The 15,323-nt window shown below is 38.3% G+C and carries 14 protein-coding genes, 1 tRNA gene and 3 pseudogenes; 15 read left to right on the top strand and 3 right to left on the bottom strand.

The genetic code is table 11. The features are described from left to right. Positions 1-434 (bottom strand): YhcN/YlaJ family sporulation lipoprotein (locus AC1DJR_RS05655; protein WP_477002190.1); only part of this gene is annotated, 434 nt, incomplete at its 3' end. A gap of 106 nt (positions 435-540) precedes the next feature. Beyond that, complete coding sequence (locus AC1DJR_RS05650) at positions 541-747, bottom strand: DUF1657 domain-containing protein (RefSeq protein ID WP_000216167.1); 207 nt, start codon at positions 745-747, stop codon at positions 541-543. A gap of 912 nt (positions 748-1,659) precedes the next feature. On the opposite strand from AC1DJR_RS05650, the gene AC1DJR_RS05645 reads away from it, so the two are divergent. The 11 genes and pseudogenes from AC1DJR_RS05645 to eno all read left to right on the top strand — a co-directional run. After that, positions 1,660-1,860: a hypothetical protein gene (locus AC1DJR_RS05645; RefSeq protein ID WP_002129884.1), complete on the top strand. Its 201-nt coding sequence runs from the start codon at positions 1,660-1,662 to the stop codon at positions 1,858-1,860. Positions 1,861-2,217: 357 nt separating this feature from the next. Further along, positions 2,218-2,293, top strand: a tRNA-Arg gene (locus AC1DJR_RS05640). A 400-nt stretch (positions 2,294-2,693) separates the two neighbouring features. After that, positions 2,694-2,960 carry a hypothetical protein gene (locus AC1DJR_RS05635; protein ID WP_002143723.1) on the top strand — a complete coding sequence of 89 codons (267 nt, stop codon included), beginning with the start codon at positions 2,694-2,696 and terminating at the stop codon, positions 2,958-2,960. Positions 2,961-3,470: 510 nt separating this feature from the next. Continuing rightward, a complete protein-coding gene (rpoN, locus tag AC1DJR_RS05630) occupies positions 3,471-4,778 on the top strand; it encodes an RNA polymerase factor sigma-54 (RefSeq protein ID WP_477002189.1) in 1,308 nt (435 codons plus the stop codon). Positions 4,779-4,787: 9 nt separating this feature from the next. Next, positions 4,788-5,033, top strand: a complete 246-nt coding sequence (locus AC1DJR_RS05625) for a glutaredoxin family protein (protein ID WP_002089547.1) — start codon at positions 4,788-4,790, stop codon at positions 5,031-5,033. Between the two features lie 135 nt (positions 5,034-5,168). After that, positions 5,169-6,197, top strand: coding sequence for a gapA transcriptional regulator CggR (cggR, locus tag AC1DJR_RS05620; RefSeq protein ID WP_477002188.1), 1,029 nt, complete (start codon positions 5,169-5,171; stop codon positions 6,195-6,197). A 26-nt stretch (positions 6,198-6,223) separates the two neighbouring features. Continuing rightward, entirely contained in the window at positions 6,224-7,228 is a 1,005-nt protein-coding gene (gene gap, locus AC1DJR_RS05615; RefSeq protein WP_002016071.1) for a type I glyceraldehyde-3-phosphate dehydrogenase, read from the top strand. 139 nt (positions 7,229-7,367) lie between these two features. Continuing rightward, a complete protein-coding gene (locus tag AC1DJR_RS05610) occupies positions 7,368-8,552 on the top strand; it encodes a phosphoglycerate kinase (protein WP_477002187.1) in 1,185 nt (394 codons plus the stop codon). A gap of 32 nt (positions 8,553-8,584) precedes the next feature. Further along, positions 8,585-9,340: a triose-phosphate isomerase gene (gene tpiA, locus AC1DJR_RS05605; protein WP_002016069.1), complete on the top strand. Its 756-nt coding sequence runs from the start codon at positions 8,585-8,587 to the stop codon at positions 9,338-9,340. Continuing rightward, positions 9,337-10,866 (top strand): 2,3-bisphosphoglycerate-independent phosphoglycerate mutase, encoded by a 1,530-nt coding sequence (gene gpmI, locus AC1DJR_RS05600; protein ID WP_002129880.1) that lies wholly within the window; start codon positions 9,337-9,339, stop codon positions 10,864-10,866. Before tpiA ends, gpmI begins: the two co-directional genes overlap by 4 nt. Positions 10,867-10,896: 30 nt before the next feature. Further along, positions 10,897-12,087, top strand: a pseudogene (gene eno / locus AC1DJR_RS05595) (phosphopyruvate hydratase); the annotation flags it as partial. Here eno and AC1DJR_RS05590 read toward each other — a convergent pair. After that, positions 12,080-12,928: pseudogene (locus AC1DJR_RS05590) on the bottom strand (nucleoside hydrolase); the annotation flags it as partial. The pseudogenes eno and AC1DJR_RS05590 sit on opposite strands and share 8 nt — an antisense overlap. Positions 12,929-13,212: 284 nt before the next feature. On the opposite strand from AC1DJR_RS05590, the gene AC1DJR_RS05585 reads away from it, so the two are divergent. The 4 genes and pseudogenes from AC1DJR_RS05585 to AC1DJR_RS05570 all read left to right on the top strand — a co-directional run. Continuing rightward, on the top strand, positions 13,213-13,590 hold the full coding sequence (locus tag AC1DJR_RS05585) for a CidA/LrgA family holin-like protein (RefSeq protein WP_201025589.1): 378 nt from the start codon (positions 13,213-13,215) through the stop codon (positions 13,588-13,590). Further along, the gene (locus tag AC1DJR_RS05580; RefSeq protein ID WP_477002186.1) at positions 13,587-14,279 is read left to right on the top strand and encodes an LrgB family protein; all 693 of its coding nucleotides are present in this window, start codon (positions 13,587-13,589) and stop codon (positions 14,277-14,279) included. The genes AC1DJR_RS05585 and AC1DJR_RS05580 overlap by 4 nt, the downstream gene beginning before the upstream one ends. A gap of 95 nt (positions 14,280-14,374) precedes the next feature. Beyond that, a pseudogene (gene secG, locus AC1DJR_RS05575) lies at positions 14,375-14,488 on the top strand (preprotein translocase subunit SecG); the annotation flags it as partial. 118 nt (positions 14,489-14,606) lie between these two features. Then, on the top strand, positions 14,607-15,323 hold a 717-nt coding region (locus AC1DJR_RS05570), incomplete at its 3' end, for an alpha/beta hydrolase (RefSeq protein ID WP_477002185.1).

Below are 15,323 nucleotides of genomic sequence, written 5' to 3'. Positions count from 1 at the left end.
TCCTTACTCACTTTCTTTTTCTTAATTTTGTTTTCAAGTTCTTCTATGAGCATAAARATCTTTTTGTCTGTACTTACACGAATATCGAAAGTAGGGTTTTCATCACTTAGCTTCTTTTTTAATTTACTTCKTAAAGGYTTTAAACCAAATCTTTCGTGATGTTCAGGTTTRAYGGCTATGTAAAGATCTAAATTTGTATTAACTGCGGTGGCTTCTGTAATTCCCTCTATAGTGAGAGCTTTTTTCTTAGCGTCTTGCGATATAGATTGATTAAAGGATTCTGTACTCATTTTTGTTAATTTAGGGCCCTTTTTCTCATCTGTTCGCTTAGCTTCTTCTTTCTTTACTTTTTTATCTAACGGGCTATTATCACATCCGGTAAGTGAACCGAATAGGAGCATAAATAACGCGGTTATGATTCCGAGTTTTCGCATTATAATCATTCCATTTCTATTGCATTATGTAATTTGAGAAAAAAGGATGATTGCATATCACCCTTTTTCTCAAATTGTGTACCATTAGATACAATGGCACCTTTGGTTATTGCTGTGTGTATTGTGGTTCTTCTTGCTGGACTTCTTCAACACGCGGGTTTAAAGAATCGATAATTGTTTGTGTTTGCTGCGCAGCTGTTTGGAAAAGTTGCTTTGCTTGTTGGTTATCCGTATCAAGAGCGAATCCCTCTAAGCTAGCTTGTGCACTTTTTAATCCAGAAACAGTTTGCTTTAGTTTTGTAATTACAGTCATTGAATGAAGCCCCCTTTGGAATATCAATTCAAAGATTATAATTTGTGGGTTTGGGTGAATTTATGATTGGAAAATTTAGGTTTTTGAAGTTGAAGCTTTGATTCAAGCGTCAATGAATTCTTTGTTATAGTGGCGCTTTATAAGATGGAAGAGGATGATATGTAATTCATGATGTAGGTATGTTACCTGTTGAAGATTAAAAAGTAACTGAAAATTACATGGGGTTAAATTTCTAATTATTCACAAAAAACATATCAATAAAATATATATATTTCTATTCTTGTAGTTATTTTCAATTTAAAATAAAATTTTCTTGTATAGTAAAAAAAAGGATGTGTTCAGTTTTAAAAAAATAATATCTTCATTATCTTATTCGTTCAATCGAAGTCATTCACGAAAGAAGAACGTTATTAAATCAACGTTTCTTTTAATGCATAAAACATTTACGAATTGTTTTGTTCATCGAAAGTCTTGCGAATTCTTTTAAATCAACGTTTAGAAGAGAAAGTCGAAAGTAACAAAAGTCATTTATGTTGTATTCGTCATTCATCAAAATGAATACGCTATTCACCACAAGCCAACCCAAACGAAAATTTTCCGAACCCTCCAAGCCACCCCGCTGAGCCGTCGCAGGAGTCCCTTAGAGATAGTATTTGTGATTTTTGAATCAGGGGGTTGATCTCTCGCGAAGTCCTGACGCAGCCCAGCGAATTGTCTTTTACCCAATCCTCGCCGAGTTTCTACTATCAAAGAAAATAACGTTTCTAATGCGATTGGGCAGCCGTTATCGGAACTTACCCCCGACAGTGTGTTAAAATTAATCGAAGCGGAAAACGAGGATCTCCAATTGACTGGACGTGTGATCGGTTGGACAGTTTAAGAGGGGTGTATAAAAAGGGAGATGGCGCAAAGATGGTGAGATCAAAAGAGAATGATTTAACGGAGAAATTGGCAGAAGGTCACCGAGAATATGGTGACGGCAACTTTACAGTACAGAACATCGGTGATGAAACTAACCCGAATTGGACTGTCGTAAAAAATGTGAGGAAGGGATCGGCAGGCATTCGTGAAGGGGAAGATATATTTAGCCTGCGATCAAAATATATAAAATAGTGCGGAGATGGGCGGGCATCACTTCGCCTGTCTTTTTTTTATAGACTATATGCGAAAAGTGCGATGCCGAGAGATGCAATTCTAGACGATTAGATTTAATATGATGAAGTTATGAGCCTATATGCGTTCTATTTCGATTTAAGTAGATTAAGGGGGAACGAAAGAAGGAAAACTGCGCGCTAAAGCTAGTGTAGAAGAGGTTTTTATGCTTGCGTATTAGGTTAGCGTCAGGATATAATATCCATATGTAAAGAAGCGAACGTCTACGTGTTGGTGTTCGTATCCTACGTTTAACTTTCGGTAAGAACAAGTCGGAAGAAGACGGAGGCAAACCGTTGATATTATCGTAATAATCATGCGCCCATAGCTCAGTCGGATAGAGCGGTGGTTTCCGGTACCACGTCTGCCGGGGGTTCGAATCCCTCTGGGCGCGTTATGTATTGTTGGTGTGATGTGTTCTATTTAAAAGTATTGAGTAAATAGCACATAATAGCGTGAAGAACGTGTTGAAAATTAATAGTAAATCTAAAGAAACCCCTTGTATGTGATTAGAAATAATCGTGTATAGGGGGTTTTTCGTTATGAAAAGAATTAAAGAGTGAAATGCAATTCAAATCAGAACAGATTTTAGCACTAAAAGAAATTGTAACGAGATATATTGCACAAGCGTATTGTTAAGTTGCTGAACGAAGATATGACACGTAAGATAGTAGTGATTCACAAAGCAATAGGGACAGGCTAGCCGTCTTTGCCAGTAAGCTGAAGTTTAATAAAAGTGATCATCTTTCGTTGGCATTATCGGACTTTCTTGACCGTTATGAAGGAGAAGAAGAATGAAAAAAGGTTCTCGCAAGCTATTTGAAATAAAATCGTTTCTTACATGTATTGAAGAAGAGGAGTGCGGAGAAAAGGTCTATTATGTAACGATGGAACATCACAACAGTAGTGTGACTCGTCACAAGATAACGAAAGATGATGCATTCGAAATGTTAGTTGCGTATGCAAAAGGAATACCTGAAATCATGGAGGTCTTCATGGAAGATGAAAATTTCAATGAAGTTTATAAGATAACGGCATCGCTAGGTATTTATTGCAGTTAAGTAAAAAGTACATGTCATAAATGTTGTTCACTTGTAAGAATAGACCCTGGAAAAATAACTCAGAGGTAATCCAAGTCACAATTCGAAAATTACACAAAGCAGATAAACAAGAAAGTATCTTTATAGCAAATCGCAACGCTGTGAATTTGGTGCGTGTGGTACTCGTAGAGGATACGAACGGAATTAATCTATCAAATGAAAATGCGACAATGGTGAAGAAACGTGTAATATTCGATATGTACTCGCCATTGTAAAAAAGGTCTGAACTTACAAGTATAAGTTCAGACCTTTTTTTATTATCACTTGTTATATCTGATAATAAGATTTACTATTAGTATGTGGTAATAATTTTTATACGTTATTATTTTCTTTCAATATTATTCAAATTTAGGTTGTAAGATGTAAATCTCATTAATACATATAAATTAATAATATTTTGGAATGGGTGTCTGCGATAGGATTCTCCTTTTACCAAACTTATTGTACAATAGAAACAAGGGGGAGATTAGTTTGAAGGCAAGTCTTTTACAAGAACAAAGCTTACGTTTGGCAATGACACAAGAGTTAAGGCAAGCGATTACAATGCTCCAGTATAATGTACAAGAATTATCGGAGTTTTTGTATGAGCAATCGTTAGAGAATCCCCTTATTGAGTTAGGTGGTTTTGAGAGGGAGAAGAAAAAGAGCTCTAACACAAGTAAAAGTACCCGCAAACAAGTCGAGAATCAAATGGAAATCTACAGTGTGGATTCTACAACGATTCAGCAACATTTATTAAATCAACTACAGTATTATAAAATAGATGAAGAAGAGCGAAAAGCAGCTTCTTTCATTATTATGAACATGGATGGAAATGGTTATTTACAAGAAACAAATGAAGAGTTATCAGAGCTTCTTTCTGCGCCAATTGATGTAGTGGACTGTTCCGTGGAGCTTGTTCAATCGTTAGAGCCAGCAGGGGTAGGTGCGCGTAATATTCAGGAATGTCTATCAATCCAATTGAAGCGCTTACAAAGAAGAAATGGGTTAGCGGAAGAAATTATAGATGATCATTTTAATTATTTCGTTAAGAAAGATTGGCGAAAGCTCGTTCAAGTGTTGAAGTGTACCAAAGAGGAATTAMAGGATGCGGTGAACTGTATTACATCATTGCAGCCGAAACCAGGTCTTGCATTTTCTTCTGATAAACCACTTTATATTGTGCCTGATATGGCGGTAAAAAAAGATGGCGATCATCTCGTTTTACAGATGAATGAGAGAAATATGCCAAGAATTGAAATTCACTCTGAGTATAGTGCGTTACTAAATAATAGTGAAAGTGAAGTGGCTTCTTACGTATCGGAGAAGTATCAGCATGTGCAATGGATTATGCGCAGTTTGAAACAGAGAAAACAAACACTCTTACAAGTGATGAATATTATTATGGAAAAACAGCATGATTTCTTCTGGGGAGGTCCAGAGTATTTAAAACCACTTGCTTTAAAAGAGGTGGCGGAAGAGTTAGGTGTGCATGAGTCTACAATTAGTCGTGCAACGCGTAATAAATATGTGCAAACGCCGTACGGTTTATTTGAGATGAAATCGTTCTTTAGTAATTCTATTTCTACGACGGAAGATGAGGCGGTTTCTACAAAGCGTGTGAAACAATTCATTCAAACGCTTGTTGGAGCAGAAAATAAGAAAAAGCCACTTTCGGATCAAAAGATTTCAAAATTATTAGAAGAAGAGCATGAAATCGTTATTTCTCGAAGAACGGTTGCGAAGTATAGAGAACAAATGCATATTCCTGCTTCGTCTCTAAGAAAAACAATTGGATAGGTGAAGAAGATGAAGGTTGTACTATATACAAAAAAAGATTGTGGTCTTTGCGTGAAGGCGAAACAAGTTTTAAAAGAAGTACAATATGAATATTCTTTTCAAATTGAGGAAATAGATATATATGAAGATAATGACCTTTTAGAGAAATACCATCTAATGATTCCTGTTGTAGAAATAGGCGGAAGACAAGTAGAATATGGTAACATTCACAAAGGTGTCATAATAAACTATATAAACAATGCAGTTAAGAGTTGAATAAGTTTCTGTCTCCTGTTACAATAATACACGTAGCAGGGATTATTTTTTTAACCTAAGTGGGACACAAAATGTCACTATGGGACATAAAGTGACCACGAAGGGAAATGAACCGATGTAGTGAGGAGAAAAGATATGCGCTCATGGATTCAGAACACAAAAAAATTATTACCTGATCTGCTACCTGTTATGCAAACGAGAATGCAAGTGCTTCAGTACATTAGGCTTATGCAGCCGATTGGAAGAAGAAACTTATCTGCAAGTCTCGGTATGACAGAACGAGTATTGCGAAGTGAAGTTCAAGTTTTGAAAGAACAAAACTTAGTTCACGTCGCTTCTTCTGGAATGACTTTGACAGAAGAAGGAACAGCTTTAGTTCTTGCTTTGGAAGACTTTATGAAAGAAATTTCCGGGTTAAAGGTTTTAGAAAAACAACTTAAGGAAACATTAGACTTGGATGAAGTTTTCGTTGTCCCTGGTGATAGTGATGAATCACCTTGGGTCAAACTGGAGATGGGCCGTGCTTGTGTGACTTGTATAAAAGACCGTCTGACAGTGAATAATATCGTTGCTGTGGCTGGCGGAACTACGCTAGCTGCTGCTGCGGACATGATGCAAATTGATTGCAAAGATTTACATATGCTATTTGTCCCAGCACGTGGTGGAATTGGAGAAGGTGTCGAGTTAGAAGCCAATACCATTTGCGCCAAAATGGCACAAAATACGATGAGTAATTATCGCTTATTGTATGTTCCAGATCACGTTAGTAGCGAAGCATATGCGTCTATTGTAACAGAGCCCTCCGTGAAAGAAGTTCTTGAGTTGATTCGATCTTCCAATATCGTCATTCATGGAATTGGTGATGCGTTAACAATGGCACGTCGCAGAAATACTTCAGAAGCAGATTGGTTAAAGATTCAGGCAAGCGAAGCAGTTGGCGAAGCTTTCGGTTACTACTTTAATGAACAAGGAAATGTTGTTCATAAAGTAAGAACAGTTGGTATGCAACTTGAAGATTTACAACATGTATCTCATGTTGTCGCAGTCGCTGGAGGTTCTTCAAAAGCAAAAGCAATACAGGCTGTAATAAAGCAAGGGCACACTTCAATTCTAATTACAGATGAAGGTGCAGCAAAACAATTAACAAAGGGTATTACCCTTTAATATAATCCCCCAAGGAGGAAATTTAAATGACTAAAATTGGTATTAATGGATTTGGACGTATCGGACGTAACGTATTCCGCGCAGCTCTTAACAACTCTGAGGTAGAAGTAGTAGCAATCAACGACTTAACAGATGCTAAAACATTAGCTCACCTTTTAAAATATGATACAGTTCACGGAACTTTAAATGCAGAAGTATCTGCTAACGAAAACAGCATCGTTGTTAACGGTAAAGAAATTAAAGTTATCGCTGAGCGTGACCCAGCTCAATTACCATGGAGCGACTACGGAGTAGAAGTAGTAGTAGAATCTACTGGCCGTTTCACTAAAAAATCAGACGCTGAGAAACACTTAGGTGGATCAGTTAAGAAAGTTATCATCTCAGCTCCAGCTTCTGACGAAGATATCACTGTAGTTATGGGTGTTAACCACGAACAATACGATGCAGCTAACCACAATGTAGTATCTAATGCTTCTTGTACTACAAACTGTCTAGCTCCATTCGCTAAAGTATTAAACGAAAAATTCGGCGTAAAACGCGGAATGATGACAACAATTCACTCTTACACTAACGACCAACAAATCTTAGACTTACCACACAAAGATTTACGTCGTGCTCGTGCAGCAGCTGAAAACATGATCCCAACATCTACTGGTGCTGCTAAAGCTGTAGCATTAGTATTACCAGAACTTAAAGGTAAATTAAACGGCGGCGCTGTACGTGTTCCAACTGCTAACGTTTCTCTTGTTGACTTAGTTGTTGAACTTGACAAAGAAGTAACAGTTGAAGATGTAAACGCAGCATTCAAAGCAGCTTCTGAAGGCGAATTAAAAGGTATCCTTGGATACAGCGAAGAGCCATTAGTATCTATCGACTATAACGGATGTACAGCTTCTTCTACAATCGATGCATTATCTACAATGGTAATGGAAGGTAACATGGTTAAAGTACTTTCTTGGTACGATAACGAAACTGGTTACTCTAACCGCGTAGTAGACCTAGCTGCATACATGACTTCTAAAGGTCTTTAATTCTTAAGTATATAAGCAATCAATGACAAAACGAGGGAGAGGGTTTGTTCCCTCTCTCTCTTCTTTCGTTTTAGAAGCAAATGTGTTAAGCTTTTGAATGGGTTTTGTCAATCCTAACTAGTAGTCGGAGGGAAATCCAATGAACAAAAAATCAATTCGTGACGTAGATTTAAAAGGTAAGCGTGTATTTTGCCKCGTTGATTTCAACGTACCTATGAAAGAAGGCAAAATTACAGATGAAACTCGTATCCGTGCAGCTCTTCCTACAATTCAATATTTAATAGAGCAAGGTGCGAAAGTAATTTTAGCAAGTCATTTAGGCCGTCCAAAAGGTCAAGCAGTAGAAGAATTACGTCTTACTCCAGTAGCAGCACGTTTAGGCGAGCTTCTTGGTAAAGATGTTAAAAAAGCGGACGAAGCATTCGGACCAGTTGCACAAGAAATGGTTGCAGCAATGAACGAAGGCGACGTATTAGTTCTTGAAAACGTACGTTTCTATGCGGGCGAAGAAAAGAACGATGCAGAACTTGCGAAAGAATTTGCAGCTCTTGCTGATATCTTCGTAAACGATGCATTCGGTGCAGCTCACCGTGCTCACGCTTCTACAGCAGGAATCGCAGACTACCTACCAGCAGTATCTGGTTTATTAATGGAAAAAGAGTTAGATGTATTAGGTAAAGCACTTTCTAACCCAGAACGTCCATTCACAGCTATCATCGGTGGTGCGAAAGTAAAAGATAAAATCGGTGTAATTCGTCATCTATTAGACAAAGTAGATAACTTAATCATCGGTGGCGGACTTGCTTACACATTCGTTAAAGCATTAGGTCATGAAATTGGTCTATCTCTATGTGAAAACGACAAAATTGAACTAGCTAAAGAATTTATGCAACTTGCAAAAGAAAAAGGTGTAAACTTCTATATGCCAGTTGATGTTGTAATCACAGAGGAATTCTCTGAAACTGCAACAACTCAAATCGTTGGTATCGACTCTATCCCTTCTACATGGGAAGGCGTGGACATCGGTCCTAAAACACGTGAAATTTATGCAGATGTAATTAAAAACTCTAAGCTTGTTGTATGGAATGGACCAATGGGTGTATTCGAAATGACTCCATTCGCAGAAGGTACAAAAGCAGTAGGGCAAGCATTAGCAGATGCAGAAGATACATACTCTGTTATCGGCGGTGGTGACTCTGCAGCAGCTGTTGAAAAATTCGGTATGGCTGATAAAATGAGCCACATTTCTACTGGCGGCGGTGCGTCATTAGAATTCATGGAAGGTAAAGAACTTCCAGGTGTAGTTTGTCTTAACGACAAATAAGTAGCAGCCAAAGAAAAAGGACGGTGCAAAGCATGCGTAAACCAATTATCGCAGGTAACTGGAAAATGAATAAAACTCTATCTGAAGCAGTTAGCTTCGTAGAGGAAGTTAAAGGTCAAATCCCAGCAGCTTCAGCTGTTGATGCAGTAGTTTGTTCGCCAGCTCTATTCTTAGAGCGCTTAGTAGCAAAGGCTGAAGGAACTGACTTACAAGTAGGTGCACAAAACATGCACTTCGAAAAAAATGGTGCATTCACTGGCGAAATTAGCCCAGTAGCACTTAGCGACTTAAAAGTAGGCTACGTAGTACTTGGCCACTCTGAGCGTCGTGAAATGTTTGCTGAAACAGACGAGTCAGTAAATAAAAAGACTCTTGCAGCATTTGAACATGGTTTAACACCAATCGTTTGTTGTGGTGAGACTTTAGAAGAGCGCGAAAGCGGAAAAACATTTGATCTAGTAGCAGGTCAAGTAACAAAAGCACTTGCAGGTTTAACAGAAGAGCAAGTTAAAGTAACTGTTATCGCTTATGAGCCAATCTGGGCTATCGGTACAGGTAAATCTTCTTCTTCTGCAGATGCAAATGAAGTATGTGCGCACATCCGTAAAGTTGTTGCAGAAGCTGTTTCTCCAGAAGCTGCAGAAGCTGTTCGTATTCAATACGGCGGTAGCGTAAAACCAGAAAACATTAAAGAGTATATGGCACAATCTGACATCGACGGCGCTTTAGTTGGCGGTGCTAGCTTAGAGCCTGCTTCGTTCTTAGGTCTTCTGGGGGCGGTAAAATGAGAAAGCCAACAGCTTTAATCATTCTTGATGGTTTCGGACTACGTGAAGAAACTTACGGGAATGCTGTAGCACAAGCTAAGAAACCTAATTTTGATGGTTACTGGAACAAATTCCCTCACACAACGCTTACAGCTTCTGGTGAGGAAGTAGGTCTTCCAGCAGGTCAAATGGGTAACTCAGAGGTTGGTCACTTAAATATCGGTGCTGGCCGCATCGTATATCAAAGCTTAACACGCGTAAACGTTGCAATTCGTGAAGGTGAGTTCGATCAGAACGAAACTTTCCAAAATGCAATTAAAAGCGTGAAAGAAAAAGGTACTGCTCTTCATTTATTCGGTTTACTTTCTGATGGTGGTGTGCACAGTCACATGAACCATATGTTTGCTCTTCTTCGCTTAGCAGCAAAAGAAGGCGTGGAGAAAGTATATATCCATGCATTCTTAGATGGCCGCGATGTTGGACCACAAACAGCAAAAGGTTATATCGATGCAACAAATGAAGTAATTAAAGAAACAGGAGTAGGACAATTCGCGACTATCTCTGGTCGTTATTACTCCATGGACCGTGACAAGCGCTGGGATCGCGTAGAAAAATGTTACCGTGCTATGGTGAATGGTGAAGGCCCTACTTATAAATCAGCAGAAGAGTGTGTAGAAGACTCTTATGCAAATGGTATTCATGATGAATTCGTATTGCCGTCTGTAATTGTTAACGAAGATGACACGCCAGTTGCAACAATCAATAATGATGATGCAGTTATCTTCTATAACTTCCGTCCAGACCGTGCAATTCAAATTGCTCGTGTATTTACAAACGAAGACTTCCGTGAGTTCGATCGTGGTGAAAAAGTACCTCACATTCCTGAGTTCGTTTGTATGACACATTTCAGTGAAACTGTAGATGGTTACGTGGCATTCAAGCCAATGAACCTTGATAACACATTAGGTGAAGTTGTTGCGCAAGCGGGATTAAAGCAACTTCGCATCGCGGAAACTGAAAAGTATCCGCACGTTACATTCTTCTTTAGCGGTGGTCGTGAGGCTGAATTCCCAGGAGAAGAGCGTATTTTAATTAACTCACCGAAGGTTGCAACGTATGACTTGAAACCTGAAATGAGCATTTATGAAGTAACGGACGCTTTAGTAAATGACATCGAAAATGATAAACATGATGTTATCATTCTCAACTTTGCAAACTGTGATATGGTTGGCCATTCTGGGATGATGGAACCAACAATTAAAGCAGTAGAAGCAACTGACGAATGTTTAGGAAAAGTTGTAGAAGCGATTCTTGCAAAAGATGGTGTAGCACTTATTACTGCTGACCATGGTAATGCCGATCAGGAGTTAACTGCTGAAGGTGGACCAATGACAGCTCATACAACTAACCCGGTTCCTTTCATCGTTACAAAAAATGATGTAGAGCTTCGTGAAGGTGGTATTTTAGGAGATATCGCCCCAACAATGCTTACWCTTTTAAATGTGGAACAACCGAAAGAAATGACAGGTAAAACAATTATTAAATAATTTGCTTATATAAAAAGGAGAGAATTTATTATGTCAACAATTATTGATGTTTATGCTCGCGAAGTCCTTGACTCTCGTGGTAACCCAACTGTAGAAGTAGAAGTTTACACAGAAAGCGGCGCATTCGGACGCGCTATCGTACCAAGTGGTGCATCTACTGGTGAGCACGAAGCAGTAGAATTACGTGACGGTGACAAATCTCGTTACCTTGGTAAAGGTGTTCTTAACGCAGTAAACAACGTTAACGAAGCAATCGCTCCAGAAATCGTTGGTTTCGACGTAACTGACCAAGCTGGTATCGACCGTGCTATGATCGAATTAGATGGCACTCCAAACAAAGGTAAACTAGGTGCTAACGCTATCCTTGGTGTATCTATGGCAGTAGCTCACGCAGCAGCTGACTTCGTAGGTCTTCCATTATACCGTTACCTTGGTGGATTCAATGCAAAACAATTACCAACTCCAATGATGAACATCATCAACGGTGGTTCTCACGCTGATAACAACGTTGACTTCCAAGAGTTCATGATCTTACCAGTTGGTGCTCCAACATTCAAAGAATCAATCCGTATGGGTGCTGAAGTATTCCATGCACTTAAAGCTGTATTACATGACAAAGGTCTTAACACTGCAGTAGGTGACGAAGGTGGATTCGCTCCAAACCTTGGTTCTAACCGTGAAGCATTAGAAGTAATCATCGAAGCTATCGAAAAAGCTGGTTACAAAGCTGGCGAGAACGTATTCTTAGGAATGGACGTTGCTTCTTCTGAGTTCTACAACAAAGAAACTGGTAAATATGACCTTGCAGGCGAAGGCCGTACTGGCTTAACTTCTGCAGAAATGGTTGATTTCTACGAAGAGCTTTGCAAAGACTTCCCAATCATCTCTATTGAAGATGGTTTAGACGAAAACGACTGGGATGGTCACAAATTATTAACTGAGCGTATCGGTGATAAAGTACAATTAGTTGGTGACGATTTATTCGTAACTAACACTCAAAAACTTGCTGAAGGTATCGAAAAAGGTATCTCTAACTCAATCTTAATTAAAGTTAACCAAATCGGTACTTTAACTGAGACTTTCGAAGCAATCGAAATGGCTAAACGTGCTGGTTACACAGCAGTTGTATCTCACCGTTCTGGTGAAACTGAAGATGCTACAATCGCTGACATCGCAGTTGCAACTAACGCTGGCCAAATCAAAACTGGTTCTATGAGCCGACTAAGGAGCGAAAATCACCAATACTCTCTCCGCGGGCATGGGATTCAGACATGACCATGACAGGGGATTCGTGGTAAGTAAACATAGAATTATCAAGWARRGCTAATATYGGYATYGTGTCATGAAARGGGCARCCTTKTAAWTGTGGTAAGAYTTTTTCRTAATATCCATAGTAGTAATGATCGAATAGTGGCTTGACGAGTGGTGCTTTTCCTTTTGCATGAATATACTCAGCCATTTCTGGGGTAACGATTGAATACTGCGTTACGTTTAGTGGATACATATGCATGTTGGTAGCAGATTGTAAGACGATGTTTGCAGCAATTGGATCACCATAAAAATTAGCTTCTGATACAGGTGTGACATTACCAGGGTGTGAAAAAGAACCACCCATTACGTAGTAAGATTTAACTTGTTTCATTAAACTTTTATATAAAATAAATAGAATAGCAAGTGAAGTGAGTCGTCCTAAGCTTACAACTATTAAATCCTCTTTGTGCTTTTGAATAAGAGGAATAACCTCGAAAAAATTCTCCATTTCTTCATGTTGAAAAGGGCCTTGCGGCATTATGTTGCCTAATCCATGCTCACCGTGTACCTCTGTAAAGAAAGTAGCGGGGTTACTAGTGAGAGGTCGTTCAGCACCACCGAATATTTTAATATCTGTATTTTTTGTTTTTTGCTTGAGAAATTGAGCATTTTCAACCGCCATTTTCTTTGGAACGTTACCATAATCCGCAACTATCCCAACAATTTCAATTTCATCGATAAAGAATGCGAGGAGGAGGGCTATCGTATCGTCGATTCCAGGATCACAAAAAATAAGAACTTTTTTAGACATATGTTCACCACCTATCTTTATATATATGTGTGCTAGAGAGAAGGAAGAATAAAAATGGAGTGAAGGATTTTATTTTATTGAAATAACAATCGATAAAATTCAGAAAATATAAACTTTATATATTAGGTCAAGGTTTTTGACGTAAATCACATATGGAAACGCAGTCATATCAAGGGTGTAAGCGTATAATATAGTGGGTTTTCGTTGTCGATTTGATAAATTGCAGGTTTTTACAATTTATACTATGATAAGGATATTAACAGAAGATCGTATAAACATGAGGGATGATGAACATGAAACTTACAAAGATTCTTGTCCAAATTGCTGCTCTTTATGTATTTTATATGGTTGGAAATTGGGTGCAAGAAATGTTAAATATTCCGATTCCAGGTAGTTTGATTGGGATGTTCTTCCTACTTGTTTTACTTAGCCTAAAAGTACTTCCAGTGAAATGGTTTGATTTAGGAGCAGAAACACTCGTTGCTATTATGCCGTTTTTATTAATTCCGCCAACGCTTGGCTTAATGAATTACGGTGCTTTTTTTATGACTAAAGGAATTTCTCTTTTCATTACAGTTGTAGCGAGTACGTTTTTAATTATTATTGTCGCAGGACATACAGGACAATATCTTGCGAATAGAGAGGAAAAAGAGACACAATGAGCCAAATGTTAATCGGAATCGGTTGGGTTCTTTTCACGGTGCTATTATATCAATTATCTAAAAAAATCTATAAATTATTTCCAACACCATTTACCATTCCAATGCTTGTWGCRACAGGATTAATGGCTTTCTTATTTATARTGCTTGATATACCATATCAAAATTATATGGAAAGTGGTGGAGGTTGGATTGCGAAGCTACTTGGACCAGGTGTAGTAGCATTTGCAATCCCGCTTTATAAACAACGTCATGTTCTGCAAAAATATGTTGTACCAATTGCTGGTGGTGTACTAGTAGGTACAACAGTTGCTATTGCAAGTGATTTTGCTATCGCCTCACTTATGGGAACAGATAAAAGTTTAATTTTATCTTCTTTACCAAAGTCAGTGACAATGCCAGTTGCGATGAGTGTATCTGAACAAGTTGGCGGTGTCCCGTCCTTAACAGCAGCCTTCGTCGTTATCGCAGGTATTACTGGAACGATTACGGGACCAATTTTATTAAAATGGAGCCGCGTTACAAACTCGGTTGGTAAAGGAATCGGATTTGGATGTGCTTCTCATATTATGGGTGTTATGAGAGCGATGAAAAATAACGAGCATGAAGGTGTTATTGGATCGGTAACAATGACATTGACAGCAATTTTGACATGTTTGCTCGGACCTTTATTTGCAATGATGTTTATGTAATAGAAGAAAAGCGGGAGTGACTCTATAGCTCTCGCTTTTCTATAGGATTTATGCTAACATTTAAACTAACTGAATCTTTGTAGGAGGTACGCCAAGTGCATACGTTATTATCAGTTTTACTTATTGTTGTATCGATTTTAATGATTGTTATGGTACTTATGCAGTCTAGTAATAGCTCAGGCCTTTCAGGCGCTATTTCAGGTGGTGCATTTTTTTAATTTGTTATTCGAAAAAAGTTTCTAATTAGATTATAGAATTATAAATATGGTACACTAAGAATAGAAAGAATACGACTAGATTACAGAAGAGAAAGAGGAGAAGTACATGATGAAATTAGCATCTCCAAAACCATTTACATTTGAAGGTGGAGACCGCGCTGTTTTATTATTRCATGGATTCACAGGRAACTCAGCTGATGTACGCATGCTAGGGCGTTTCTTAGAGAAGAAAGGCTATACTTGTCATGCGCCAATTTATAAAGGACACGGCGTACCACCAGAAGAGCTTGTTCATACAGGTCCTGAAGACTGGTGGAAAGATGTAATGAATGCCTATCAGCATTTAAAAGATCAAGGCTACGAGAAAATAGCTGCGGTTGGATTATCATTAGGCGGAGTATTCTCATTAAAACTTGCTTATACATTACCGATTTTAGGTGTTGTACCAATGTGTGCACCGATGTACATTAAAAGTGAAGAAATTATGTACCAAGGTATATTGGCATATGCCCGCGAATATAAAAAGCGTGAGCAAAAATCACCAGAACGTATTGAGCAGGAAATGTTTGAATTTAAACAGACACCGATGAATACATTAAAAGCATTACARGAGTTGATTCGTGACGTACGCAATAATGTTGATATGATTTATGCTCCAACATTCGTTGTACAAGCACGYCATGATGAGATGATTAATACAGATAGTGCTAACATTATTTATAACGGTGTAGAATCTACGTTAAAARACATTAAATGGTATGAAGACTCTACGCATGTCATTACACTTGATAAAGAACGTGATGTGCTACATGAGGATGTATATAAC

Source organism: Bacillus sp. 05T31, assembly GCF_056396725.1.
Note: the sequence above shows the minus strand (reverse complement) of the source record. Positions and strands in the feature narration are given on the sequence as shown.